Source organism: Paenibacillus sp. UNC451MF (genome assembly GCF_000686845.1).
Lineage (GTDB): Bacteria > Bacillota > Bacilli > Paenibacillales > NBRC-103111 > Paenibacillus_S.
Map to the genome: position 1 here is coordinate 129,597 of NZ_JMLS01000012.1, position 23,764 is coordinate 153,360.

The 23,764-nt window shown below is 46.1% G+C and carries 21 protein-coding genes; 16 read left to right on the top strand and 5 right to left on the bottom strand.

All coding sequences use genetic code 11. From position 1 onward, the window contains the following. Positions 1 to 123: 123 nt before the first annotated feature. Both BP97_RS0114550 and BP97_RS0114555 read right to left on the bottom strand, forming a co-directional pair. Positions 124 to 591: a DinB family protein gene (locus BP97_RS0114550; protein ID WP_028549758.1), complete on the bottom strand. Its 468-nt coding sequence runs from the start codon at positions 589 to 591 to the stop codon at positions 124 to 126. A gap of 100 nt (positions 592 to 691) precedes the next feature. Next, complete coding sequence (locus BP97_RS0114555; RefSeq protein WP_028549759.1) at positions 692 to 1,579, bottom strand: AraC family transcriptional regulator; 888 nt, start codon at positions 1,577 to 1,579, stop codon at positions 692 to 694. Between the two features lie 211 nt (positions 1,580 to 1,790). Between BP97_RS0114555 and BP97_RS36330 the strand changes: the two genes are divergently transcribed. From BP97_RS36330 to pckA, 7 genes are all read left to right on the top strand, one after another. Then, a complete protein-coding gene (locus BP97_RS36330) occupies positions 1,791 to 3,575 on the top strand; it encodes a glycoside hydrolase family 36 protein (RefSeq protein WP_051620593.1) in 1,785 nt (594 codons plus the stop codon). A 107-nt stretch (positions 3,576 to 3,682) separates the two neighbouring features. Beyond that, positions 3,683 to 4,453: a sugar phosphate isomerase/epimerase family protein gene (locus tag BP97_RS0114565; protein ID WP_028549760.1), complete on the top strand. Its 771-nt coding sequence runs from the start codon at positions 3,683 to 3,685 to the stop codon at positions 4,451 to 4,453. Positions 4,454 to 4,590: 137 nt separating this feature from the next. After that, a complete protein-coding gene (locus BP97_RS0114570; RefSeq protein WP_028549761.1) occupies positions 4,591 to 5,052 on the top strand; it encodes a MarR family winged helix-turn-helix transcriptional regulator in 462 nt (153 codons plus the stop codon). Positions 5,053 to 5,119: 67 nt separating this feature from the next. Then, complete coding sequence (locus BP97_RS0114575) at positions 5,120 to 6,319, top strand: MFS transporter (protein WP_028549762.1); 1,200 nt, start codon at positions 5,120 to 5,122, stop codon at positions 6,317 to 6,319. A 197-nt stretch (positions 6,320 to 6,516) separates the two neighbouring features. Then, complete coding sequence (gene gap / locus BP97_RS0114580) at positions 6,517 to 7,557, top strand: type I glyceraldehyde-3-phosphate dehydrogenase (RefSeq protein WP_028549763.1); 1,041 nt, start codon at positions 6,517 to 6,519, stop codon at positions 7,555 to 7,557. Further along, complete coding sequence (locus BP97_RS36335; RefSeq protein WP_036745886.1) at positions 7,530 to 7,712, top strand: GapA-binding peptide SR1P; 183 nt, start codon at positions 7,530 to 7,532, stop codon at positions 7,710 to 7,712. The genes gap and BP97_RS36335 overlap by 28 nt, the downstream gene beginning before the upstream one ends. Positions 7,713 to 7,747: 35 nt before the next feature. Beyond that, a complete protein-coding gene (gene pckA / locus BP97_RS0114590) occupies positions 7,748 to 9,328 on the top strand; it encodes a phosphoenolpyruvate carboxykinase (ATP) (RefSeq protein WP_051620594.1) in 1,581 nt (526 codons plus the stop codon). A gap of 138 nt (positions 9,329 to 9,466) precedes the next feature. Here the strand turns inward: pckA and hrpB are convergent, their stop codons facing one another. From hrpB to BP97_RS0114605, 3 genes are all read right to left on the bottom strand, one after another. Next, positions 9,467 to 11,989, bottom strand: a complete 2,523-nt coding sequence (gene hrpB, locus BP97_RS0114595; RefSeq protein WP_028549765.1) for an ATP-dependent helicase HrpB — start codon at positions 11,987 to 11,989, stop codon at positions 9,467 to 9,469. A gap of 200 nt (positions 11,990 to 12,189) precedes the next feature. Then, on the bottom strand, positions 12,190 to 12,417 hold the full coding sequence (locus BP97_RS0114600; RefSeq protein WP_028549766.1) for a hypothetical protein: 228 nt from the start codon (positions 12,415 to 12,417) through the stop codon (positions 12,190 to 12,192). A gap of 218 nt (positions 12,418 to 12,635) precedes the next feature. Further along, positions 12,636 to 13,064: a cell wall hydrolase gene (locus BP97_RS0114605; protein WP_028549767.1), complete on the bottom strand. Its 429-nt coding sequence runs from the start codon at positions 13,062 to 13,064 to the stop codon at positions 12,636 to 12,638. A 223-nt stretch (positions 13,065 to 13,287) separates the two neighbouring features. Here BP97_RS0114605 and BP97_RS0114610 point away from each other — a divergent pair, with 223 nt between their 5' ends. From BP97_RS0114610 to BP97_RS36340, 9 genes are all read left to right on the top strand, one after another. Then, positions 13,288 to 13,536: a hypothetical protein gene (locus BP97_RS0114610; protein ID WP_028549768.1), complete on the top strand. Its 249-nt coding sequence runs from the start codon at positions 13,288 to 13,290 to the stop codon at positions 13,534 to 13,536. A gap of 48 nt (positions 13,537 to 13,584) precedes the next feature. Then, positions 13,585 to 14,631, top strand: coding sequence for a glycoside hydrolase family 88/105 protein (locus BP97_RS0114615; protein WP_028549769.1), 1,047 nt, complete (start codon positions 13,585 to 13,587; stop codon positions 14,629 to 14,631). 263 nt (positions 14,632 to 14,894) lie between these two features. After that, the gene (locus BP97_RS0114620; protein WP_028549770.1) at positions 14,895 to 15,758 is read left to right on the top strand and encodes a VOC family protein; all 864 of its coding nucleotides are present in this window, start codon (positions 14,895 to 14,897) and stop codon (positions 15,756 to 15,758) included. 260 nt (positions 15,759 to 16,018) lie between these two features. Then, entirely contained in the window at positions 16,019 to 18,358 is a 2,340-nt protein-coding gene (locus tag BP97_RS0114625) for an AraC family transcriptional regulator (RefSeq protein ID WP_231506307.1), read from the top strand. 296 nt (positions 18,359 to 18,654) lie between these two features. After that, on the top strand, positions 18,655 to 19,560 hold the full coding sequence (locus BP97_RS0114630) for an ABC transporter permease (RefSeq protein ID WP_442952367.1): 906 nt from the start codon (positions 18,655 to 18,657) through the stop codon (positions 19,558 to 19,560). A gap of 18 nt (positions 19,561 to 19,578) precedes the next feature. Continuing rightward, the gene (locus BP97_RS0114635) at positions 19,579 to 20,463 is read left to right on the top strand and encodes a carbohydrate ABC transporter permease (protein WP_028549773.1); all 885 of its coding nucleotides are present in this window, start codon (positions 19,579 to 19,581) and stop codon (positions 20,461 to 20,463) included. A 158-nt stretch (positions 20,464 to 20,621) separates the two neighbouring features. Further along, entirely contained in the window at positions 20,622 to 22,172 is a 1,551-nt protein-coding gene (locus BP97_RS0114640; RefSeq protein WP_028549774.1) for an extracellular solute-binding protein, read from the top strand. Between the two features lie 180 nt (positions 22,173 to 22,352). After that, positions 22,353 to 23,054 (top strand): DUF1961 family protein, encoded by a 702-nt coding sequence (locus BP97_RS0114645; protein WP_036745888.1) that lies wholly within the window; start codon positions 22,353 to 22,355, stop codon positions 23,052 to 23,054. Between the two features lie 3 nt (positions 23,055 to 23,057). After that, positions 23,058 to 23,744, top strand: a complete 687-nt coding sequence (locus BP97_RS36340; protein ID WP_051620595.1) for a rhamnogalacturonan acetylesterase — start codon at positions 23,058 to 23,060, stop codon at positions 23,742 to 23,744. Positions 23,745 to 23,764 lie beyond the last annotated feature (20 nt).

The window sequence follows — 23,764 nt, forward strand, 5'->3', positions numbered from 1 at the left end:
GTTGTCATCAGCTTGATATTGAAAAAAGTCCTCCTATTTTACGCAAACGCTGCGGAAGTATGAGGACTTTTTGCTGCTCCAGCTAACCGGAGAATGAGAATAATTGTAAGTTACGTTTATACCCTAAGCTTTACGATTCAATGCTTTAAGCAAGCCGCTGACCATGCCGGAATGCATGCTTTCATGCATAATATGGAATTGCAGAAGCTCGTCGATCGACTCTGCTTTCATAAAATTTTCTTTCGTCAATCCTGAAGAAAGTTTTCTGGACAGAACCGCTTGAATACGATTAGGCTGATCCTTCAACTGCTCCATGATGGTTTCCCAGGCCGGAGGCTCTTCTGACCAGTCTGCGGGTTTAGTCCCATTGCCGAAGAATGAGCGGTATGAGGCAGGACATTCGGAAGGATGTCCCGATATGCCAAAAACTAATCCATCTGTCACCGTAAGGACATGGCCCATCTGCCATAGGATATTGTTATTGAAGCCGTCGGGAACAACGTTTCTCTGATCTGCCGGGCACTGTTCCGCCTGCTTCAGCAGCTTATCCCTGGTTCTTGCAATCAGTGAAAATGTAAACTCTTCTCTCATATTCAACCTCCAACCAGTTTCTAATTCATTGTTATTATACTACGCTGCGGAGAATGTTTGCACATATTGGAGCATCGATTGTAGTCGACTTGATCTTGTTTTATCCGAAACCCCGAAATCGCTGCCGATATTGGGTAGCGGTTTCCTGTACATATTTACTGAATAGTCTTGCAAAATAATGCAGCGACGAGAAGCCAAGTCTGTAGGCAATTTCGGTCACAGGCATATTCGTTTCTCGTAAATAAGCTTTGGCTTTGTCGAGCTTACATTCAAGCAAGTAGGTTTGGGGACTCGTACCTGTCTGCTTACGGAACAGCTCGTATAAATATGCGGTGCTGATGCCTAATCGCTCTGCCCATTCGGTCACGTTTGCGCTGGAAGTATCGGTCTCTTCCAGCCACTCGAGCATTTTGACAATCCTCGGATCGTAAAAGGTGTTCTGTGGTTTCAACGTATGTTGAATATATCGGACAAGAAAAGACTCAAAATGGGAGCGCAGCAGCAAATCGTTGCCGAGCGATTGATTGAAATAAGTTTCGATTACTGAGAAAAACGGCTCCATCCATACGGCATTGTGGGGCAGTCGAGTGTGGACCGGTATAACAAAGCCCTCGCTATATTCCACTCTGGTCGCGCATAGGGAAGGATCGTATCGAGAAGCATCGTTAACATTTAGTTGTGTATCTCCTTTTAACTTGGGTGTGGAAGGAGATATAAGATCTACATAAATCGAAGCATGAACCATCGGGTCTTCCTGCTTTGCGATGAACTGATGAGGTACGCCGGGGGCAATGTAAAACAAGTCTCCTTGTTCAGATGGCCATGCTTCTTCTCCAATCTTCATAATTCCTGCTCCTGCTGTAATATAAATGAAGATATGGACATATGGCAGACGTGGTCCGACGATTTGTCCAGGCTTGAACGGATAAAAGTTAGCGCTAACTATCCGAGAGCGAAGCTCGGTTAATGCAATAGTGCTGGACTTCATTAGAGGTCACCTCATGTTAATGCTATCAAGAAAATAAACGGATGACAATATTTTATCCTACAATCGTGCAAATCTTAGACATTTGGATAAATTCAATAGAAAGCTCAGTTGCTATAATGTTTATACTAGCTTCCGTCATCTGGAAGTCTTGAAGTGAGTTCATATAAAAGTAGAGAAAAAAACAAATTTAAACATTGGAGTGTTTACAACAATGATTTCAACTCGTATCGATTTTATCAAAAATGCTTCTTCTTTTGTTAGAGAAGCGGATGGGAACATTAACGAGCATGTCCGCATAGTGACGGAATGGTCCGGTAACTCGGCATCGTTTCAGCTTGTGAATGAAGGAAGTAACCCTATCGCTGTAAAAGAAATGATATTGTTTAAAGGGGAATGGCCTTATGCGGCGGAAACTAAGTTTTATGGCGAAGGCTATAGCATGCTATCACAATATGGAGGAACGATTGGTCAGCCCGGTCTCATAGGTAAGTTTGACGATCGTAAGCATTATAAGCTTCCTGCCACGGAAGGCTTCTTTACCGCTTATAACTTCGTGTTGTTGTCGCAGGATGCTTCAAGCCATACGCTGATGGGCTTTACCTCTTGCAACTGCTACACGGGAGAAATTCGATTAGCGAGCGGTCATTATGAGATTGTGCTCGACGGCGAGCAGTTGGTTATTGAACCGGGACAAAGCTGGGAGCTTGAAAGCTTCGCTATCTTCGAAGGAAGCGATAGAGAAGCTTTGCTTGAGCAGTTCGGCAAGCAGCTCGAATCGCATCACCCAAGACTGGAAACGCCTGGCGCACCGAACGGCTGGTGTTCCTGGTATTGCTTCGGACCCGAAGTAACCGAGCAAAATATATTTGATAATTTACACGCGATAGGCGAGCAAGCGCCTCAATTAAAATATATACAAATTGACGATGGCTACCAAGCCTATATGGGGGATTGGCTGATTCCAGGCAAATCGTTCAGCGACATGGAGAAGCTGTGCAAGCAGATTAAGTCCGAAGGCTTTGAGCCTGCTATCTGGGTAGCACCTTTTATCGCTCAACAGGAATCGGCGTTGTTCCAGGAGCATCCGAATTGGTTCATACAAGATGAGAACGGACAACCTCTTGCCTCGAATAAATTTTCATTTGGTGGCTGGCGCCAAGGTCCTTGGTACATGCTGGACGGGACGCACCCGGAAGCACGTGAATATTTAAGACATGTGTTTCGGACCATGCGGGAAGAGTGGGGCTGCCACTACTTCAAGCTGGATGCAAACATGTGGGGCGCACTCCCGGGAGGGCGGCGCTATATTCCGGAAGCCACAAAAGTAGAAGCCTACCGAATGGGTATGGAGGCAGTACTGGAAGGAGCAGGTCAAGACAGCTTCTTGTTAGGCTGCAACGCTCCAATGTGGCCTTCGCTTGGAACCGTGCACGGGATGCGGGTCACAGGAGACATTGCGCGGAAATGGCCAGTGTTTGCATTGTTAGCTGCCGAAGGCTTCTCCCGCAATTGGCAGCACAACCGTCTGTGGGTTAACGATCCTGATTGCTTGGTGCTTGAGAACCGCAACATTAAGCTCGTGGATCCAGATGGCACAGTGCGTCGAGGCCTATCTTCCATTACACCGGATGAATTCAGCTTCCACGCTGCTTACATCGTGGCGTCTGGCGGTATGGTACTGTCTGGGGATGACATGTCTACCATGTCTTCGGAAAATTTGGATATTGTGAAAAAAGCGCTGACCACCCGTAATAAAGCGGCAAGGTTTGACGATGACAGCTTCCGCGTAGGCAGAGTTAATGAACCTGACCGTCAGCTGCTATGCTTGTTTAACTGGCAGGAGACGGCTTCAACTTTGACTGTCCAGTTGGATCATGCAGGACGCATTGAGGATTTCTGGAAGGGTGAAGAGCTTGGACATCACCAGGAGCAGCTCACCTTATCGGATATGCCTCCGCACTCGGCGCGTGTCCTTATCCTCTATCCTTCCTTGTAATCTAATTAATGAGATAGGGAAGTTTTGGTAGAACTATGAAGATGAATATGGTAAATTGAACTTGAACTACTAAATCCTCATTTTATGATGAATGGAGATGTCCTATTTTGAAAATTGCAGCACAGCTCTACACGTTGAGAGAGTTTTTGAAAACACCGGAAGACATTGCTGAAACTCTGAAAAAGGTTAAACAGATCGGCTACAATGCCGTACAAGTATCTGGTGTAGGTCCTATCGACAATGAGGCGTTGAAGGAATTGGCGGACCGTGAGCAGCTGACGATTTGTGCTACGCATATCGGTTATCCGGATTTGTTGAACAACCTCGATAGTGTCATCCAAAAGCATAAGACTTGGGGCTGTCAGTATGTAGGACTGGGCGGATTGCCGCAGGAATATCGGACAAGCGGTGAAGGTTATGCTGCATTTGCGAAGCAAGCGTCCAAAATCGGGAGAAAGCTGAAGGATGCAGGATTAACGTTCATTTACCATAATCATAGTTTTGAATTTGCCAAATTCGACGGCAAGACCGGCATGGATATTTTGTTCGAGGAGTCCGATCCGACGGCATTTGACTTCGAGTTGGATGTATATTGGGTACAAGCGGGTGGAGCTGATCCGGTTGAATGGATCCGTAAGGTGAACGGCCGAATGAAGGTCGTTCATTTGAAAGACATGGCTGTTACGGGTGACCGTGAGCAGCGTTTCGCCGAGGTTGGAGAAGGCAATATGAATTTCAAACGCATTCTAGAGGCTTGTAATGAAATTGGAGTAGAATGGGGGGCTGTAGAGCAGGATCAATGCTACGGACGGAATCCGTTCGAGAGTCTTGCAATCAGCTTTAACAATTTACAAAAAACAGGACTTATTAACGTATAATCTTTTTATCGTGACCCCGTACTGCTTCGTCTGAAGCGTGCGGTTTTTTTTTATATGTAACCAATCCATTGCATCGTTTAGTTGCTTATGATATTATTGTTACAACAATTAATTTAGAAAGGAAAGGAGGAATCATAATGCAGTTTTATGATTTGGACGGATCGTTCGGTTTTTTGCTCGGGAAAGCATACCGAAGAATGTCGCAACTGCTCCTGCTTAGATTCAAGCCGTTTAATATTACACCGGAGCAGTGGACTGTGCTGTGCAGATTGCAGGGCAATGACGGCATAAGCCAGAAGGAGCTAGCTTCCCGCGCGGATAAAGATCCTCCTACCACAACCCGTATTCTGGATGTCTTGGAGCGGAAAGGATATGTCCGAAGAGAGATGAATGCCGAGGACCGTAGGTCTTTTTGCGTCTATTCAACACCGCTTGGCATTGAGCTTGCGGAGAAGCTCGTACCGATTGAGCTGCAAGCGCTAAAGGATGCTGCTCGTGATATTCCGTTTGCTCAGCAGGAGCTATTGAAGCAATTACTTTCTCAAATCAGCCAGACTGCCGAGAAGCTTCATGATGATTCACATGTTCAAGGCAAATAGTGGGCGCCCACTTATACTTTTTTAAAACTACAACTATGGAACGACAGGAAGGGAATTTACAATTACAATGAATCAACCACCATCATCGTCGTCCAGACTCTGGACGATGAATTTTATTTTTCTGACCTTATGTAACTTATGTGTGTACTTAAATCTTCAAATGATTACTCCGTCGCTGCCTGCCCATGTATCGAGCACCTTCGGAAGCAGCGGAACGATGATCAGCTTTGTTATCAGCTTGTTCGCTGTATCAGCAATAGCCACCCGATTATTCGCAGCTAAACTATTTGAACTGTTAGGAGAGCGCCGCTTGATGTTTATCGGGCTCATCATATTTGCAGTTTCTACAGCAGGATACGCCTTTATGCACTTCTTGGGTTCGTTACTTGTTCTTCGAATCGTGTATGGAATTGGCTTCGCCATTGCAGGTACGGCGTTTGGGACACTAGCATCTGAGATTATTCCTAAAAATCGGATGGGAGAGGGCATGGGCTATTTCGGGCTTTCGACCAGCTTGTCGATGTCCATTGCTCCGGTTATTGGTTTGTGGTTGTTGAATGCTTACGGCTTCAACACACTCATCGGGGTGACGTCAGTGCTGGCCGTTGTCGTGTTTCCGCTGGCGGCTTTTATCCGTTTTCCTGCGAAAGCTCCTGCGGTCACTAACCCTTCTTCTGCTGGAAAGGGCAAAAGTGGAATATGGGAAAAAGGAGCGGTATTCCCTTGCGGCTTGAATCTACTCTTATCCGTAACCTACGGCGGTCTGATTACTTTTATCGCATTGTTCGGTAAAGAAGTTTCCCTCGGGAACGTAGGCTGGTTTTTCTTGTTTAATGCCATGATGGTTCTTATTATCCGCCCTTTTTCAGGCAAACTGTTCGATCGCAAAGGTCATGCGGCTGTTTTGCCGCCAGGAGCCTTGTTTACGGCCTTGGGCTTGATCCTGCTATCGTACGCATCGAATATGACGCTGCTCGTCATCTCGGCACTCTGTTACGGAATCGGCTACGGGATGCTGCAGCCTTCACTGCAAGCTTGGACGATACAGCGCAGCGCTCCGGAGAGACGCGCAGTAGCGACAGGAATGTTTTATAATTCAATCGATCTAGGCATTGCTATAGGTTCCGTTTGCCTCGGCTTTGTTGCAACAGGAACTGGATATGCGGGGATGTACAGAGTTTCTGCTGTCAGTATGCTCCTGTTCTTGATTTTATATGCCCTGCATGTGTTAGGAGCCAAGAGAAGACAGCCTGTTTCTAAGGCATAATTATACAACAATACCATTTATGAAACACCCTTACCATAAAGCGTTAATGGTTTTAGGGTGTTTTTTGTATATAATATGACGCTATAAATAAAACTTTTCACATGTATAATACAATTTATCGATTATATATTGCGTCATAATTATAATTATGTTATACCATATATATAAGTAATGCACATTAATGAGGGAGGCAGAACATGACAACAGGTGTAGGCATTAGCGGTATGGGAAGAATCGGCAGATTATTGGTGAGAAGAATTTGCTCTAACCCGGAACAGTCCATCGTCTTGAAAGCTATTAACAGCATTTATCCGGTGGAAACGGTTGCGCACTTATTGAAATATGATACGGTGCACGGAACATGGGGAGCGCAAATTTCTATTCAAGATGGTTTATTGGTTGTTAACGGTCATGCGATTCAAGTGGTTTATGAACGTGACCCGGACAATATTCCATGGGCACAGCTGGGCGTTCAGCTTGTTGTCGACGCTACCGGTAAATTCAATGATCGTGAAGGCGCTCAAAAGCATTTGAGAGCCGGCGCATCTTCTGTCATCGTGACGGCACCTGGAAAGCAAATGGATCTTACTGTTGTTATGGGGGTTAATGATCCATCTTATGATCCTGCCCAGCATAAGATATTATCGGCAGCTTCCTGCACGACCAACTGTGTAGCTCCCGTTTTAGCTATACTGGACAATGCATTTCAAGTAAAAAGCGGCTGGCTGACGACCATTCATTCTTCAACGTCGGATCAGAACCATTTGGACAATCCGCATAAAGATTTAAGAAGAGCCCGCGCTTGCACGCAGTCGATTGTTCCGACAACAACAGGAGTAGGGAAAGCGCTGGTTGACGTGCTTCCGCATCTGGCACCGCATATTGAAGGCCTGTCGGTCCGTGTTCCAACGCAGGACGTATCCTTGATCGATTTGACAGTTCAAGTAGCACGGCCAGCTGAGGTGGAAGCGGTAAGAAAAGCTTTTCGCTCCGCAGCCAATGGAGCTTTTGCACACTATGTTGATTATTCGGAAGAACCTCTAGTATCGGTTGACTTTGTCGGCTGCTCGAAATCCGCTGTTATTGATGGATTATCCGTTATGGCATCCGGCGACCAAATTAAAGTGTTGGCATGGTATGACAACGAATGGGCATATGCTTGCCGCGTTGTGGAATTAACTCAAACCGTAGGCGAAAGGGTGGGAGAAACATGCGAAGCATCTATGGCGGTTCTTTAGAGTTAGGGGTCATTGTTTGTAAACATTGCGGAGAAATCATCGATACTGTAGATACGGAAAAAGTAGTTACTTATTATAGTCAATGCGACCATGCACAATGCAAGGAAAAGAGCAAGAAACAAGAAGTGTTGTCCGTCAAAGCGGCTTCGATATAATACATCACATTCACCAAGAGAGGATTCGGAACCCCATGAAAATAAATGAACTTACACTTGACCCGGCACTGTTAGTAGAAGAAAACGCTCACATGAATGCATCAGCCAGCCAGCTGGTTGAGTATGCACTAAGCCGTAAGGAAGGAAAGCTTGCTTCGAGCGGCGCATTTACAGTTACAACTGGCAAATATACCGGACGTTCGCCAAAGGATAAATATATTGTAGAAGAACCGTCCGTTATGGAACACGTTGCTTGGGGCGCAGTCAATCAGCCGATGTCACAGGTTCATTTTGAAAAGCTGTATGCTAAGGCGATGGATTATATGAAAGATCGTGAGCTATTCGTCTTCGACGGCTTTGCAGGGGCAGATAGCGAGTATCGTCTTCCAATCCGGGTGATTAACGAACGCGCGTGGCATAATTTGTTCGTTCGCCAATTATTCATTCGACCAACCGAGGAGCAGCTGGCAGCTCATCAGCCTGAGTTTACGGTTATCGCAATGCCCGGCTTAAAAGCAGAGCCTGCTGAAGACGGAACGAACTCGGAGACGTTCATCGTCGTTTCTTTCGAGCGTCGAGTTGTACTGATTGGCGGCACGGAGTATGCCGGTGAGATGAAGAAATCGATTTTCAGTATATTGAATTACCTGCTTCCTTTTAAAGACGTATTTCCTATGCACTGTTCAGCAAATGTCGGTGAGCAAGGGGATGTAGCATTGTTCTTTGGTCTGTCAGGTACCGGCAAAACGACTCTTTCAGCAGATCCCAACCGACGCTTGATCGGTGACGATGAGCATGGATGGTCGGATAGAGGTGTATTTAACTTCGAGGGAGGCTGCTATGCCAAGTGTATCGGACTCACCAAGGAGAAGGAGCCGCAAATTTGGGAAGCCATTCAAAACGGTACTGTGCTTGAAAATGTAGTTTTGGACCCGCAAACCGGTGAAGCCGATTATTCGGACAATTCGCTTACGGAAAATACTCGTGCGGCATATCCAGTTGATTACATTGCTAACGCCGTTATCCCTGGAGCTGCAGGACACCCTGGAGTAATCGTATTTTTAACTGCTGATGCATTCGGTGTGCTTCCTCCGATCTCGAAGCTGACGAAGGAGCAGGCGATGTATCATTTTCTTTCCGGCTATACGTCGAAGCTTGCAGGTACGGAGCGGGGAGTTACAGAGCCGGAAGCTACGTTCTCTTCTTGCTTTGGTGCGCCGTTCCTGCCGCTACGCCCAAGTGCTTACGCGGAAATGCTCGGCAAAAAGATTGATGAGCATCAAGCACAGGTATATCTTGTGAATACGGGATGGTCCGGAGGCAGCTACGGTGTTGGCAAAAGGATGAATCTGACTTATACAAGGGCGATGGTTACGGCAGCATTGAACGGCAGTCTGGAGCAAGCTGCATTCACTCCTGATCCGATCTTTGGCGTCGGCGTTCCCGATCAGGTTGAAGGCGTTCCTAGTCAAGTGCTTCAGCCCCGTAAAACATGGGAGAATCCTGCAGCTTATGATGTTAACGCGCGAGAACTTGCAGGTCGGTTCATTCGTAACTTTGAGAAGTTTGCGGACGTGTCGGAAGTAATTCGCAACGCTGGTCCCAAGCAGGAGTAACCTGTTTCATGCAAACTGTAGGTTTGCTTTAACAACAAGCTAAGCAGCTCCTACAACAGCACAAAGACCCGGTCTATGCTATTTACGCATACCGGGTCTTTTGGCGTCTTCTTGATGAAGCTTCACAACAATTTAGGGTTAGGCACGCGGACGAGTTCGATTCGTTGGCATGGCTTCGAGAGGATTGTCAGGCCAGTAATGTTTTGGATAACGTCCTTTCAGATCCTTCTTTATCTCAAAATAGGCATTGGACCAGAAACTGGCCAAGTCCTTAGTTACTTGCACGGGTCTGTGTGCAGGTGACAACAAATGCAGCGTGAGAGGAACACTGCCGCGGCCGATACGGGGCGTTTGCGTTAGTCCGAACATTTCCTGCAGCCTAACGGCAAGCAATGGAGATGCCGGGTCTGTGTAATCTATAGGAATACGGGAACCGCTAGGAACAACGATATGGGTCGGTGCGTAAGTGTCGAGCTCCCTCCGTTGATCCCAGGAAAGCCATGTTTCCAGAATATCTGCCAAGTGGAGCCGCTCTAGATCACTTCGGCTTTTCAAGCTGTACAAGTGGGGGGCGAGCCAATCTCCCAGTGTTGAAATGAGTGCTTCTTCCGAAGCATCGGGCCATGAAGCATCCACTTGATGCATGAAGCAGATGCGCTGCTGCAGCTGCCGGGCTGCTTTGGTCCACGTTAGTATGGATAAGCCTTCCAGCGAGATGCCTTCGAGTAGAGCTTGGAGTGCTGCATCCGGATCGGGATGCGTTAGTTGAGCATCCTTTACGACCAGCGCCCCAAGACGCTGGCGTTTTCTTGCGCGTACGGCTTGTACGGTGGTATCCCAGCCGACCCAAGTTTCTTCTTCGAGCTGATCTCCTATATATTGCTCTATATCGCTTAGTTCAACAGGTGCCGCCAAATAGATGCGGCTTTCTACACTCTGATCGTCCAGTTCTGCAGCAACTAAATAAGCAGAGCTCGCGAGAAGCTGTGTGTCGCTGAACGCAGCTCCGCGACCATTTTGCAGCAAATAACGGCCGTTCGGTCTACGCTGGCCTATCCGATCTGGATAAGCCAGCGCCAGCAGGATGCCGCATGAATCCACATCTTCGTGAGTGGGGGGATGCGATAGCTTGAGCGCACGCTTCCATTGGTTTGCTTCTGCATTAATTCTTCTACATGCAGCAGTGTCGATCCGAAAGCCTTCATGATACAGCTCATGGATTCGATTAGCAGAAGCTGACTTGCGAAGCGCCTCAACGCGTAAACGGATATCGGCATTTCTGCCGGTACCGTCACTTCTCAGAATATCGCGGTCATTCAAAAGGGCAGCCAGCTCGCAGGCGAGTACGCCGAGCTGCATCTTAACTGCCTTGAGCAGCATATGTGCGAGACGTGGATGAAGCCCGAGATCGGCCATGCTTTTGCCGTGCTCGGTGATGCTTCCGTTTATGTCGAGCGCCTGCAAGCTCATCAGCAGCTCACGAGCTTGCGAGAACGCTGCTGATGGTGGAGGATCCAGCCAGCACAGCTCGGAAGGATCGGAGACGCCCCATTGCGCCAGTTCAAGTGCCAGCGGCGCCAGATCCGCTTCTGTAATCTCCGGTGCGCTTCGTGAATGGAGGTTACGGTCTTCCTGCTCCGTCCAGAGCCGGTAGCATACGCCGGGCGCTGTCCGCCCGGCACGGCCCCGGCGCTGATCCGCTGAGGCACGGGAGACGGGAATCGTCTCCAAACGCGTCATCCCCGTTCTCGGTGAGAAGCGGGGAACCCGCATGAGTCCCGCATCGATGACGATCCGCACGCCCTCCACTGTCAGGCTCGATTCGGCAATTGAGGTAGCAAGAACAATTTTGCGCTCATCCGGGCGGCTAGGCGCGATGGCCAAGTCCTGTGCGTCCTGAGGCAAGCTACCGTAGAGTGGGGCGATCCGCAGCGGATACCCCGTCTCTGGAGCTTGTTCTGAGAGCATAGCTTCGACGCGACGTATCTCGCCTTCACCAGGGAGAAAGACGAGAAGATCACCAGGATCGTTAGCTAGCGCATTAAGAATACAACGGACAACGGAGGACTCTATCCTTCCTTCTGTACTTCGGTTCCAATAACGTGTTTCCACAGGAAAGCTGCGTCCTTCGCTAATAATTGTCGGTGCATTGCCCAGCAGCTTGGTGACAGGCTCAGCGTCGAGTGTTGCCGACATAACTAATATTCGTATATCGTCGCGCAGCAAGGATTGTGATTGAAGGCATAAGGCTAAGCCGGTATCGGCATGCAAGCTTCGCTCGTGAAATTCATCGAAAATGACGATGCCCACGTCTTCCAACGCCGGATCGGCTTGAAGCATTCGGGTAAGTACACCTTCCGTTACGACCTCAATACGCGTTATAGCACTGACTTGAGTATCGAGCTTCACTCGGTAGCCTACGGTATTCCCAACCTGCTCTCCTAGAGCGGAGGCCATGAACCGGGCTGCGGACTTTGCAGCGAGCCGACGTGGCTCCAGCATAAGGATTTTTCGCCCTGACAGCCAAGGCTCGTCCAATAATGCAAGAGGAATACGGGTTGTTTTTCCTGCCCCCGGCGGGGCTACAAGCACTGCGTTAGAGCAGGATCGAAGCGTTTCTTTAAGTTTTGGTAATACGGGATCAATCGGTAATAGGTTCATAGGTTCACTTCTTCCCTTAATCAACGGAAAATATGGATTCCTATCATTGTATACGAAAAAGGAAAATGCGAACAAGTGTGGTGTGATGTTATTGAGAGTAGAGGGGGAAGAAATGGAAAGAAGAGGGTCATCCAAGACCCTCTGAAGAATAACCGTATAATAAATAAGAAGCTGGATAATCGTTCTACGGTGGTTATCTCTTAATAGAGAGACAACGCAAGTGAATCTCGTTCGTTAAGAGAATGAAGAATGGCTTCGCACCCGACGATTTCGATACTGATAAGCGAATCAAGACATTTCTTAATCGCTTTTCTCCCTTTGGTCACCTTGGATTCCAAAGCGGATTTTAATAAATTAAATTTTTTACTTGTTTTCTCATCGGTGTATACGGGTACGGTTTTGTTTTGGACAGTAATAAATAGTTTCATCAATGATCACCAACCTAATATTGGATATGTAAATAGGATATATTACGATTATTAAAATAACATTAAAAAAGTTTTACAATTTAACTACAGAAACTATTATTTTTGTTTTCTCTATTAATTAAGACGGATGATAGCTGGAAAAGGTTACACATGAAATGAAAAAAACCTCGCTGCAGACGAAGAAAAAGATCTTCTCCGCCGCTGCGAGGGGGCGACATTTAATACGTATTATAGATGTTTTCACACTCTTCCCCGGTCGGCTGATAAAAGCAATGTAACTTCCAGCGACCGACCAGAGGCTGATTGTACCAAGTATCCGGGCAATCTCCTGCGGGTCTGAAATACCACAGGCTGTATTTGCCCGGCCACAATCTTTCACCGTTTACCGAGCGTCTTGCAAGACGCCTCTCTCTTTCCCTGGGAGATTGATAGAAATAACCGTGCTGTACTGCTTCAAAGGCATGCTCCTGATACACCATTTGAGGAATAGTCCGCAGCCCTTTAAAGTCGGAGCAGTTGGAACGAATTCGGTTGATACCTACGTTTCCTACGAGGAGCATCCCCTGCTCTCCCTCACCTTCGGCTTCAGCCCGGAGCAATCTTGCCAACAAATTGATATCCTGTTCCCTGGCTTTAACAACAGCCATAGGTTCACCTCCTTATTCGGATTTATCCCTAACATATGTGGCTTCTTGCTGATTTATGAGGTGGCAAAGGCTGTCCTGTCGCGTTTTGGCAAGGAAGTCTCAAGCATACAAAATAGTGCAAATGCTATTCCTGGCTACAGCAAAAATGTGTAATTGTGTTACAGACCTGCATCGTATAAGGTTAATTAACAAGAGCGGATAACGACATAGGAGGGGGAAGCTCATGTTTGACCTGAAGTTGTTTCAGCCGCCGCCGTCACTGTTCCGTTTCCAACCGTTTTGGTTTTGGAACCGAGATATGACGGACGAGCAGATCGGGCCATGGTCACCTTATCGTTGGACAGGCTCATCGAATCTGCTGCGAAAAGGTGCAAATCAGGTCGAGGTTAAAGTGACTAATACTTTGAGCGGTCTGCTCGAAGGCAAATATTTTGATTATGCAAGTCATACCTTGCAACCAGTCAATAACTAACTACTAACCAATAAACTAACAAGTTGACTATAAGAGAGGAAGATTACTATGCCGTACCTTCAATTTGATGAACAAGCCATTAAACAAACCTTGGATCGAATCGTAGAAAGAACCAGCAATATGGATTTTACATGGGATTGGCCTGCAGGCGTTGCCTATTACGGAATTAGCTGCGCTTACGCGGCTACCAAGAACGAAGCCTATTTGAACGTTATGACCAAATGGGTAGACGAGCAGCTGGAGGAAGGGATCCCGCCGTTAACCGTCAATGCGGTTTCCATTGGTCACACGCTTCTCAGCTTGTATGAAGCTACAAAGAAAGAAGAATATTTGGAGACGGCCATTAAAATGGCGGAGCATTTGAAAAATGATGCGGTCCGGTTTGCTGACGGTATTTTTCAGCATACGGTTTCTCAAAACTACTATTTCCCTGAGCAAGCATGGGTCGATACCATGTTCATGGCAGGTTACTTCCTGATTCGTATCGGGACACTGCTCAACCGCAACGATTTCCTGGAGGATGGCTTGCTTCAGTACCACGGCCACGAAAGATTCTTGCAAAATATGGATACAAACCTGTACTACCATGGATGGGACAATATTGTGCAGAACAACATGTCCGCTGTGTATTGGGCTAGAGGCAACAGCTGGGCTGCCTATACGATGGGGCAAGCATTGGCTATTGTAGAGGTCACCCATCCCGGATATATGAAAATGTACGATTCTCTCAGAGACCAGCTTAGCACGGTAGTGCGCCTCCAAGCGGAAGATGGCTTATGGCACACGGTATTAAATGATCCGACAGCTTATACGGAAACATCCGGCTCTGCGGGTCTAGCAGCAGGTTTGGTTCGATTCAATGAGGCTATCGGCTCGCCGTTGTACAACAAGCAAATTCAAAAGGCTATTGATGGAGTGCTTGGTCGTGTGAGCGCGAACGGAACGGTTACAGGCGTATCTGCTGGAACAGCCGTTATGAAGGATGCCGAAGGATATAAAGGGGTTGCTCATCAACGCATCCAAGGCTGGGGGCAAGGACTTGCACTCGTCTTCTTGTCTTCCTTGCTTACTTACAAGTGGAAAGTAACCGAATAAGGTAGTTTTGTTAAAAACCTGCAAGTTGTTGCAGGTTTTTTCTTTTTCCCTGAAATGAATTCGGTTACAAATAGTAATTTAAATACAAATGATAGGATATTACATTGTTTCGAGTTGTTTACTTGGGTTATAATAAGTTAACTTAGGAGAGAGATTACGGGAGGATATCCTTTTTTTATGGTAAGGAAATGGTATTGGACCGTATTCTTGTCCCGGAGGAGCGACAGATGACGGTTCTATTTTTTTAGGAGGTGATTTTCTTTATGTCATATACGATTCATCCGGCAATGGAGCTTGGTGAAGTCAGCTTAAGGGTAAGTGATTTAAAACGATCGCTTCAGTTTTATGAGGAGGTTGTTGGCTTCTCGGTTCTCAGACGTAGCAGCACCATTGTGGAACTGACTGCAGACGGGAAAAGAACGCTGCTCATTCTCGAAGAAATTCCGAATGCCGCCGTGGTCCCAAGAAGATCGGCGAGTGGACTTTATCATTTCGCATTGCTGCTCCCAACGCGTAAAGATTTGGGAATCGTGCTGCAAAGGCTCATACAATCAGGGATTCACATCGGTCAAGCGGACCATTTGGTGAGTGAGGCGCTATATATTACGGATCCAGATAATCACGGCATTGAAATATACCGGGATCGCCCTCGGGATACATGGGAGCGAGACGCGCAAGGAAATTACAAAATGGCAACGGATCCTATCGATTGGGACGGCCTGTTGAACGAGGTCAAAGGCAGCACCGAGAGCAAGCTGCCAGTCGGTACGACCATGGGGCATGTCCATTTTCATGTCGGAGATCTTCTTTCATCCAAACATTTTTATTGTGATATGCTCGGCTTTGACGTTACGTCCGATGTAATGAGACAGATGGGGGCGCTCTTCATTTCTGCAGGAGGATACCATCATCATATCGGCCTAAACCTATGGGCTGGCCACGGTGCTTCCCCTCCACCTCCGAATGGGACCGGAATTCAATATTTCACCATCGTTCTTCCTGATGAGATCGAATTGCAAAAAACACAAGAGCAGCTTGCGAGCTCTGGGATTACGGTCCAGCGGCAGGAAAGTGCTTTATTAACCCAAGATCCATCCGGTATAGGTATACGCTTTATCGTCAAATAATCGAAAAATGATTTCGCCTTTGGCGTGACAACCTGCCTCTACTCGCGGTCCCTTTTTAAAAGGCCACGATAGAGGTTTTCTCGTTGATGGGCCTCGGTTAAAAGATTGATTTCAAATAAATAACCAATAGGCATGCAATATTTCAAAATAAAACGGTTGAAAACAAAAACAAATAAAGGTATGTTAGTAATATAATGAATACAAATGGTTCTTTCTTACAAAAGATAGCTAACATTTAATACTTCTTGGTGGTGAATGGATTGCTCGGTACGATAAAGAAGCGCTTGAGTCACTGGGGCTCCAGCTTTTATGGAGGAAAAGGCACACATTATCGGAAGATACTTGTCCTCATTCTGATCATTGCCAGTATCCCAGGATTAATTACCGGAGCCTTAATCTATTGGTTTGTCGGCGGCCGGATAGAGAACGAGCTGCTTCAGCTGCATAAAAATCAAATTATTAAGAGAGCAGAAAATATTGACGGGCAGTTTGCAAATATGGAGCTATCTATGTCACATGGGGCATTGGATACCAAGTTTGATTACAGTTTGAAGGAAGTCGATTTTTATCGACAGTTTTCACTCACAAGAGATATTTCCAAAACGATTGTGTTGATGCAAGGCGCCATGCCTTTAGCTAAGCGATTGGATCTGTATATCGACGGTCTACTCCCGGTTCATTTTAACCCTGAGATTAGCGTTATCGATAAAAATTCGGACGAATGGAAGCAGGTTAAACGAGTCGGTGAAAATGGACCCAATGTATATTGGACCACTTTGCCTACTTTGACTAAAAACCAAACGGGAAATGATGTAGCCCTTGTGCATAAAATCCCAGGAGGGATATCAGAACCCTTCGGACTCATGGTAGCACGCCTGGACCGTGATAATGTCGTTGCACTATTGAAAACGGTTGCTCCTTATGATGAAGGAGAAGCTTTCATGATGCAGGAGGATGGAGACGTTCTGATCTCAACGGAAGAGAGCAAGCAGGCTTCCACATTGATTGATGCGGTTAAAAAGGAAGTGCTCAGCCGCAATGTTGATCAAACGTCGTTCCTGTTTAAATGGGATAAAAATACGTATTCGGTATCCGCCGGAGCGTTGGATAGAATCGGCAACAAGTGGATCTATGTTTCTATCGCTCCTACCAGTGCTATTAAGAAGCCTATTGTGTTTCTTTCTCAAGCCATTGTTCTTGTCAGCTGTGCCGGGCTGCTTCTAGCTGCCGTTCTGTCTTGGCTCGCTTCACGAAGAATTTACTCTCCGTTAAATCAGCTTGTAGGCTTACTGAGCGGAGGGAACCAGACGCACGGTGACGAATTTGAACTGATTGAGAAGCATTGGCAGCATTTGAACAGGGAAAGCCTAGAGCTGCAAACGAAGTTAGAGCAGCAGCTACCGCAGATGAAGGAAGGCTTCCTTCTTCAGCTTATTCAAGGGTATTTATCCGCTTACTCGGAAGCTGACCTTATGGACCGGATGAATCATTACGGCTGGAATACCGACCAACGTCAATATATCGTATTATATATTCAATTAGTTGGGATGACGGAATTGGATACCGGAGGCCGATTTTCTCACGGAGATGAGGGGCTAATAACCTTTGCCGCGGCCAATATGGTCGAGGAGCTTGTCAACGAACGATTCGAGCATTGCCACGTTATTAATTTTCATAATTTAACCGTCGGACTTATGATCAATATTCCGGAAGGTCAATCGTTCAAGAATGAGCTGTATCAGCTAAGCGATATTTTGATGAAAACGATCAATCAAATTCTCAAGATGCAGGTAACTATTACCCTGGGTAAAGCAACGAGCAAGATCAGGGAGATTCCGTTCTTGTTCGAGGAAGCTAAGCTTGCCATGAGCTATCGGAACTTTAGTAAAGAGAATCAGATCATAGATCTGGAAGCTTTGAGTAAGCTGGAAGAACATCAGCCGTTTCAATACCCGTTCTCATTGGAAAGAGACATTATTCAGGCTATGCGGATGGGACAAGCGGATGAGGCGAGGCAGCATGTACATGCTTTCATGGATGCGCTAGCAGCAGATAGGGTCAAGGAAATGGATGTTCAGCAGGGGATGATGAATTTACTTGGGTCCCTTGAGCACGCTATTATGCAATCCGGTCTTAATCCGAACCAACTGTTCAAGTCAGTGAATTTATTCGAACAGCTCTCCATGCTGAGGGAACCGGAGCAGATTGAACTGTGGTTCATGAATAAAGTGATCAGTCCATTTATCGAAGCAATGGAAAATCGCGCGGATTTCCAAATTAAGAAAATGATCGAGCAAGCCATGCTTTATATCCAAGCTAACTACATGAATGATATTTCACTGGACAGCTGCGCTGAGCATTGCGGCACAAATGCGTTTGTGATGAGCCGAACCTTCAAGCAAGTCTCAGGCAAAAACTTCATCGATTACTTAACGGATCTTCGAATGGAAAAGGCAAAGGAGATGCTGAGGAATTCGGAGCTGAAGATTAATGAGGTGTCGGAAAGAGTCGGATATCAGCATAGTTATTTCAATCGTATTTTCAAAAAATACGAAGGCGTTACACCGAGTCAATATCGCGACATGAGCCGCAAAGGATAGCCTGAAAACCCGCTTGTAGAGCGGGTTTTTTCTTTTTTATCAAGAAAAGAGTAGGTTTGCAAAAGTAGTACAAACAGCAAAACCAGGGCAAATCAAGAATGTCTAATTGAAAACAAAAGCCCTATACAACACAATGTGACTATGACTTAACCGAACGACGAAACAAGTCTTAATGTATCGTTAAAGGTCGAAACTTGTCACAAGATAAAGATGATATTCGAATAAGGAGTGAAACTATGGGGCACACAACAACGACAGACAACATCCAAATGAAGGTACGTAAAAAACAAAGTACCATGGACCTATTCCTCAATCGGTTAAAAAGAGACAAATGGATGTATATTCTTTTATTACCCGGCTTGCTGTACTTTCTCATTTTTAAGTATGTACCTATGTGGGGCGTGCTGCTTGCCTTTAAGAACTATCAACCCTTTACAGGCTTTTGGAACAGTGAGTGGGTAGGTTTCGATCATTTCCGTAACTTCTTTCAAAATCCGGATTTTGCCCGGCTGATGAGAAATACGCTGTTGCTTTCTTTATACAATTTGGTGTTCTTTTTCCCGGCACCTATTGCAATAGCGCTTCTGTTGAACGAAATTCGTAAAGACTTCTATAAACGGACGATTCAAACGCTCATTTATGTGCCGCATTTTATATCGATGGTTATTGTGGCCAGTATTTCATACGTGTTCTTGACTACCGAAGGCGGTATCGTCAACAGCATGCTCGAGCAGTACACCGGACATAAGATTGATTTTCTCTCAAATCCGGAATGGTTTAGACCGCTGATCATTTTACAAACGATGTGGAAGGAATGCGGTTGGGGGACGATTATTTTCCTTGCTGCTCTAGCGGGAGTAGATACCGAGCAATACGAAGCAGCAATTGTGGATGGAGCTAACCGTTGGCGCCAAATGTGGCACATTACGCTTCCATCTGTACGAAGCACAATCATTATTTTGTTAATTCTAAGAGTAGGCGATGTGCTGGAGAACGGCTTCGAACAAATTTACTTGATGACCAATGCTCTGAACAGGGAAGTAGCCGACGTATTCGATACCTATGTCTATATGATGGGGATTACGCAGGGAGCATTCAGCTACAGTACGGCGGTCGGTTTGTTCAAATCGATTGTAGGCGTCATTCTTGTCTTTACAAGTAACTATTTGGCCAAACGATTCGGGCAATCAGGCATTTATTAATAATGGAGGTTCGATACTATGGGGAGACATCATAGAAGCTTTCTAGGCAATTTGTTCGACGGGTTAAATTACACGATTCTCGGAATACTTGGACTCTTAACGATACTTCCCTTCCTTTATGTCATTGCGGGCTCCTTCGCCACGGAAGCGGAATTGACTCAAAGAGCGTTCTTTCTGATTCCGAAGACATTCTCGTTGTCCGGTTATCAATTCATTTTCTCATCCGATACGCTGTTCCGAAGCATCCTGGTTTCGATCTATGTGACGGCGATGGGGACATTGGTGAACTTGGTGTTTACCGTTACGATGGCCTATGCATTGGCAAGAAAAGATTTAATGGGACGCAATACCATATTGAATATGGTGCTATTCTCCATGCTGTTCTCCGGCGGGATGATTCCGACTTACCTGGTTGTGAAAAACCTTGGCTTGCTCGATTCCTATTGGGCATTGATGCTGCCGGGAGCGATCAGCGCCTTTAACCTGATTGTTGTGAAAAACTTTTTCCAAGAGCTGCCTCCAGGGCTTGAAGAAGCCGCAAAAATTGACGGCTGTACTGAAATCGGCGTTCTATGGCGCATCGTGCTTCCATTGTCCAAGCCTGTGCTTGCCACCTTCGGCCTCTTCTATGCCGTAGGTCACTGGAACAATTTCTTCACGGCCCTGCTTTATATTAACGATCCGGACAAATGGCCGCTACAGGTTATGCTTAGACAGCTGGTTATGCTCTCCCAAGGAAGCATTGGGGATATGAGTCAGCTTGACCCAACCTTCGTTCAGCCTCCAGAGCAAACAATCAAAATGGCGGTAATCGTTGTCGGTACCATTCCAATCTTGCTTGTATATCCGTTTTTGCAAAAGCATTTTGCTAAAGGTGTTTTGATTGGATCGATCAAAGGCTAAACCATTGCTATGTTGTAATCCAAATCATTGATTAGTTCTTCGCATTGCTGAAAAAAAGGGGGGATACAAACCGGTAATGCGAATTATTATAAATTTTAAGCCAATCATTTAGCTAAAATTGTTATACTCAATGAAGATAAAAAGGGAGGCAATTATTCATGGAATCCAAAAAGAAATTGAAACGTTTAGTAAGTGGGGTCATGATCTCGACGATTGCAGTTACTGCAGTTGGCTGTGGATCGGGTGGAGACAAGGCGCCAGCAGCAGGGAAAGACGCAGGCTCCTCTGCATCGTCAGCACCTCTTGAGCTCAGTATCATGCTTCCAGCGTTTAAGCCAACGTTTCCTAAGGATGGAAGTCCTGTAGTTGCAGAATTGGAGAAGTTCACCAATAGTAAAATGCATTTGGAATGGGTACCGGACTCCTCTTATGCGGAGAAAATGAACATTACTCTTGCATCCGGTAAATTGCCTACCGTAATGGTTATTAAAGATAAAACAGCAAGCTTCATCAATGCGGCTCGTTCCGGTGCATTCTGGGAAGTAGGCCCGTATTTGAAAGACTACCCGAACCTGAGTAAAGCGAATTCGATCGTAAACAACAATATCTCCGTTGACGGCAAAGTCTACGGTGTATACCGCGCAAGACCGCTCGGAAGAAATGGTATCGTGTACCGCAAAGAGTGGCTGGATAATCTTGGAATGAAAGAACCGAAGACGATCGACGACTTTTACAACATGCTGAAAGCCTTTACAACCCAAGACCCGGACAAAAACGGCAAAAACGATACGTACGGCATGGTTATTTCCAAATACACCGGTCCTTTCGATATTATGCAAACCTGGTTCGGCGTGCCGAATAAATGGGGTACTGACGCAAGCGGCAAGTTAATTCCTGCACACTTTGCTCCAGAGTATATGGATGCCCTTAAATTCTTCAAGAAGCTGTATGACGAGAAGCTGATCAATGCGGACTTTGCCGTCATGGATTCTAACAAATGGACAGATCCTATCGTAAATGGACAAGCCGGCGTTATGGTTGACGTAACGGACAATGCGGCAAGAATCGATGACAAAATTCATACCGCTTTGCAGCAAGCAGGCAAAGACGATAAGAGCAAGTACTTCATGGATATCTTAGGCTCTGTTTCCGGTCCAAAAGGTAACCGTGCGCTTCCTACATCCGGTTACGCAGGTATGCTTGTTATCTCCAAATCGACTGTGAAAACAGAAAAGGATCTTCGCCAAGTACTTGGTTTCTTGGATAAATTAAATGAAGCGGAAGCACAAAACCTAGGCTTCAACGGTATCGAAGGCAAGCACTACAAGAAAGTAGAAGGCGGCATCGAGCCGATCAAGGATACAGCTATGATGGATCAGGAAGTAAGCGGCTTGAACCAAATGTTCATGGGTATTCCAGAAAATAGATACTATGAAGTGGTTCAAACACCGGTTCGTATTAAATCGAATGAAGTACAAAAAGCAAACGAGTCTATCGTAGTAGCGAACCCTGCTGAGCCACTTGTTTCCAACGTATATGCACAAAAAGGTCCTCAATTGGATAACATCATCAGTGATGCCAGAACCAAGTTCATCGTAGGACAAATTGATGAAGCAGGCTTTAAAGCAGCTGTCGAGCTTTGGAAAAAAAGCGGCGGCGACGATTATGTAAAAGAAATCAACGATTTGTATCAAGCATCAAAAAAATAAACAAAGATTATAGGGCTGTGTCCTGAGACACAGCCTGTTTTCTTGCTAAACACAAGGTTGTGCAAGGAAGTGATAGCAATGCAACAAAGTCTAAGCGGAATATTGCCGCCTCACAAGAATATCCAATGGCTGTAAAATGCAATGTCAGTTACATTAAGAACTAGATTAAGGGGGAGAGACATGACTACGATTAGTGAAACATTGCCATATCAACTAGGAGAACTCATCTATCACAATCCTTTAAGCTGTGAACAAGATGTGCAGCCATTTATTATGGAAGGGAAAGCGGCGATCAGCTTCCCGCAGCAAAGAATGCGGATGGAAAATGTGCTGGATCCGCAGCTGGGACAGCAGGCGAATTTTGTATTCTGGTGCCCTCAGAATTTCCCGGATTCGATTGCTATTACTTGGGATTTTTGGCCGATTCGCGAACCTGGACTTTGCATGACCTTTTTCTCGGCAACAGGGGCAAACGGTGAGGATTTGTTCGATGAAAGCCTTGCGCCGCGGACAGGCATTTATCCCCAGTATCATAATGGAGATATGAATGCCTATCATGTATCGTATTTCAGACGTAAAGAAGCTGACGAGCGAAGCTTCCATACCTGCAACCTGCGTAAAAGCCGCGGTCTGCACCTGGTAGCTCAAGGAGGAGATCCGATTCCTTCGGTTAGCGACGCATCAGGGCCATATAAAATTAAAGTGTTAAAATGGAAAGATGAAATCGTATTCATGATCAATGACCTGATAGTGTTCCAATGGAAAGATGATGGAGAAACCTTCGGTAAGCGACTCGAGGGTGGGAAAATCGGCTTTCGTCAACTAGCCCCAATGATCGGGGAATATGCCAATTTACATGTGTATGCATTGGAGAGAGGGTAGCTTATGCAGCCAAAGACTCGGATTTATATAGCCGGTGATTCTACAGCGGCTAACTATCCGCCGGAGCAATCGCCGATGGCGGGCTGGGGACAAATGATTGGTGAACTGCTGACAGACGATGCAGAGGTGTGCAACGAGGCATCATGTGGAAGAAGCTCGAAGAGCTTTATGGACGAGGGTCGGCTCAAACCTATAGCGGATAATATTCAACAGGGTGACTATTTGTTTATCCAGTTCGGGCACAACGACCAGAAACCGGATGCGGAGCGTCATACCGAGCCGTTCACTACTTATTTGGACCATTTGCTTCAATATATAGCGGCAGCTCGGAGAAAAGGGGCTACGCCCGTTTTATTCACTTCGGTAGCCCGCAGAAACTTTAATGACGAAGGCGTTCTTGTTCCGACTCATGGGGACTATCCGGCAGCTATGAAGAAGCTGGCGTCGGAGCAGACGGTGCTTCTGATCGATATGGAAGCAAAGACGGATGAACTCTACCGTTCATTAGGCTCAGAAGCATCCAAGCGGTTATTTGTATGGCTTGAGCCTAAAGAGCATCCGAATTATCCGGATGGTGTTCGGGATAACACGCATTTTAATGAGCAGGGCGCTAGAGAAGTGGCAAAGATTGTTGTGTCGCAGCTGATCAAGGTATGTCCAGAATTGACAAGAGTTATTAAACCAGCTTGAAATGGTGCCAAAGTCATTTT

Coding starts and splice junctions, on each gene's coding strand:
- BP97_RS0114550 (WP_028549758.1), bottom strand. CDS start 591: ATGAGAGAAGAGTTTACATTTTCACTGATTGCAAGAACCAGGGATAAG.
- BP97_RS0114555 (WP_028549759.1), bottom strand. CDS start 1,579: ATGAAGTCCAGCACTATTGCATTAACCGAGCTTCGCTCTCGGATAGTT.
- BP97_RS36330 (WP_051620593.1), top strand. CDS start 1,791: ATGATTTCAACTCGTATCGATTTTATCAAAAATGCTTCTTCTTTTGTT.
- BP97_RS0114570 (WP_028549761.1), top strand. CDS start 4,591: ATGCAGTTTTATGATTTGGACGGATCGTTCGGTTTTTTGCTCGGGAAA.
- BP97_RS0114575 (WP_028549762.1), top strand. CDS start 5,120: ATGAATCAACCACCATCATCGTCGTCCAGACTCTGGACGATGAATTTT.
- gap (WP_028549763.1), top strand. CDS start 6,517: ATGACAACAGGTGTAGGCATTAGCGGTATGGGAAGAATCGGCAGATTA.
- BP97_RS36335 (WP_036745886.1), top strand. CDS start 7,530: ATGCGAAGCATCTATGGCGGTTCTTTAGAGTTAGGGGTCATTGTTTGT.
- pckA (WP_051620594.1), top strand. CDS start 7,748: ATGAAAATAAATGAACTTACACTTGACCCGGCACTGTTAGTAGAAGAA.
- hrpB (WP_028549765.1), bottom strand. CDS start 11,989: ATGAACCTATTACCGATTGATCCCGTATTACCAAAACTTAAAGAAACG.
- BP97_RS0114600 (WP_028549766.1), bottom strand. CDS start 12,417: ATGAAACTATTTATTACTGTCCAAAACAAAACCGTACCCGTATACACC.
- BP97_RS0114605 (WP_028549767.1), bottom strand. CDS start 13,064: ATGGCTGTTGTTAAAGCCAGGGAACAGGATATCAATTTGTTGGCAAGA.
- BP97_RS0114610 (WP_028549768.1), top strand. CDS start 13,288: ATGTTTGACCTGAAGTTGTTTCAGCCGCCGCCGTCACTGTTCCGTTTC.
- BP97_RS0114615 (WP_028549769.1), top strand. CDS start 13,585: ATGCCGTACCTTCAATTTGATGAACAAGCCATTAAACAAACCTTGGAT.
- BP97_RS0114620 (WP_028549770.1), top strand. CDS start 14,895: ATGTCATATACGATTCATCCGGCAATGGAGCTTGGTGAAGTCAGCTTA.
- BP97_RS0114630 (WP_442952367.1), top strand. CDS start 18,655: ATGGACCTATTCCTCAATCGGTTAAAAAGAGACAAATGGATGTATATT.
- BP97_RS0114635 (WP_028549773.1), top strand. CDS start 19,579: ATGGGGAGACATCATAGAAGCTTTCTAGGCAATTTGTTCGACGGGTTA.
- BP97_RS0114640 (WP_028549774.1), top strand. CDS start 20,622: ATGGAATCCAAAAAGAAATTGAAACGTTTAGTAAGTGGGGTCATGATC.
- BP97_RS0114645 (WP_036745888.1), top strand. CDS start 22,353: ATGACTACGATTAGTGAAACATTGCCATATCAACTAGGAGAACTCATC.
- BP97_RS36340 (WP_051620595.1), top strand. CDS start 23,058: ATGCAGCCAAAGACTCGGATTTATATAGCCGGTGATTCTACAGCGGCT.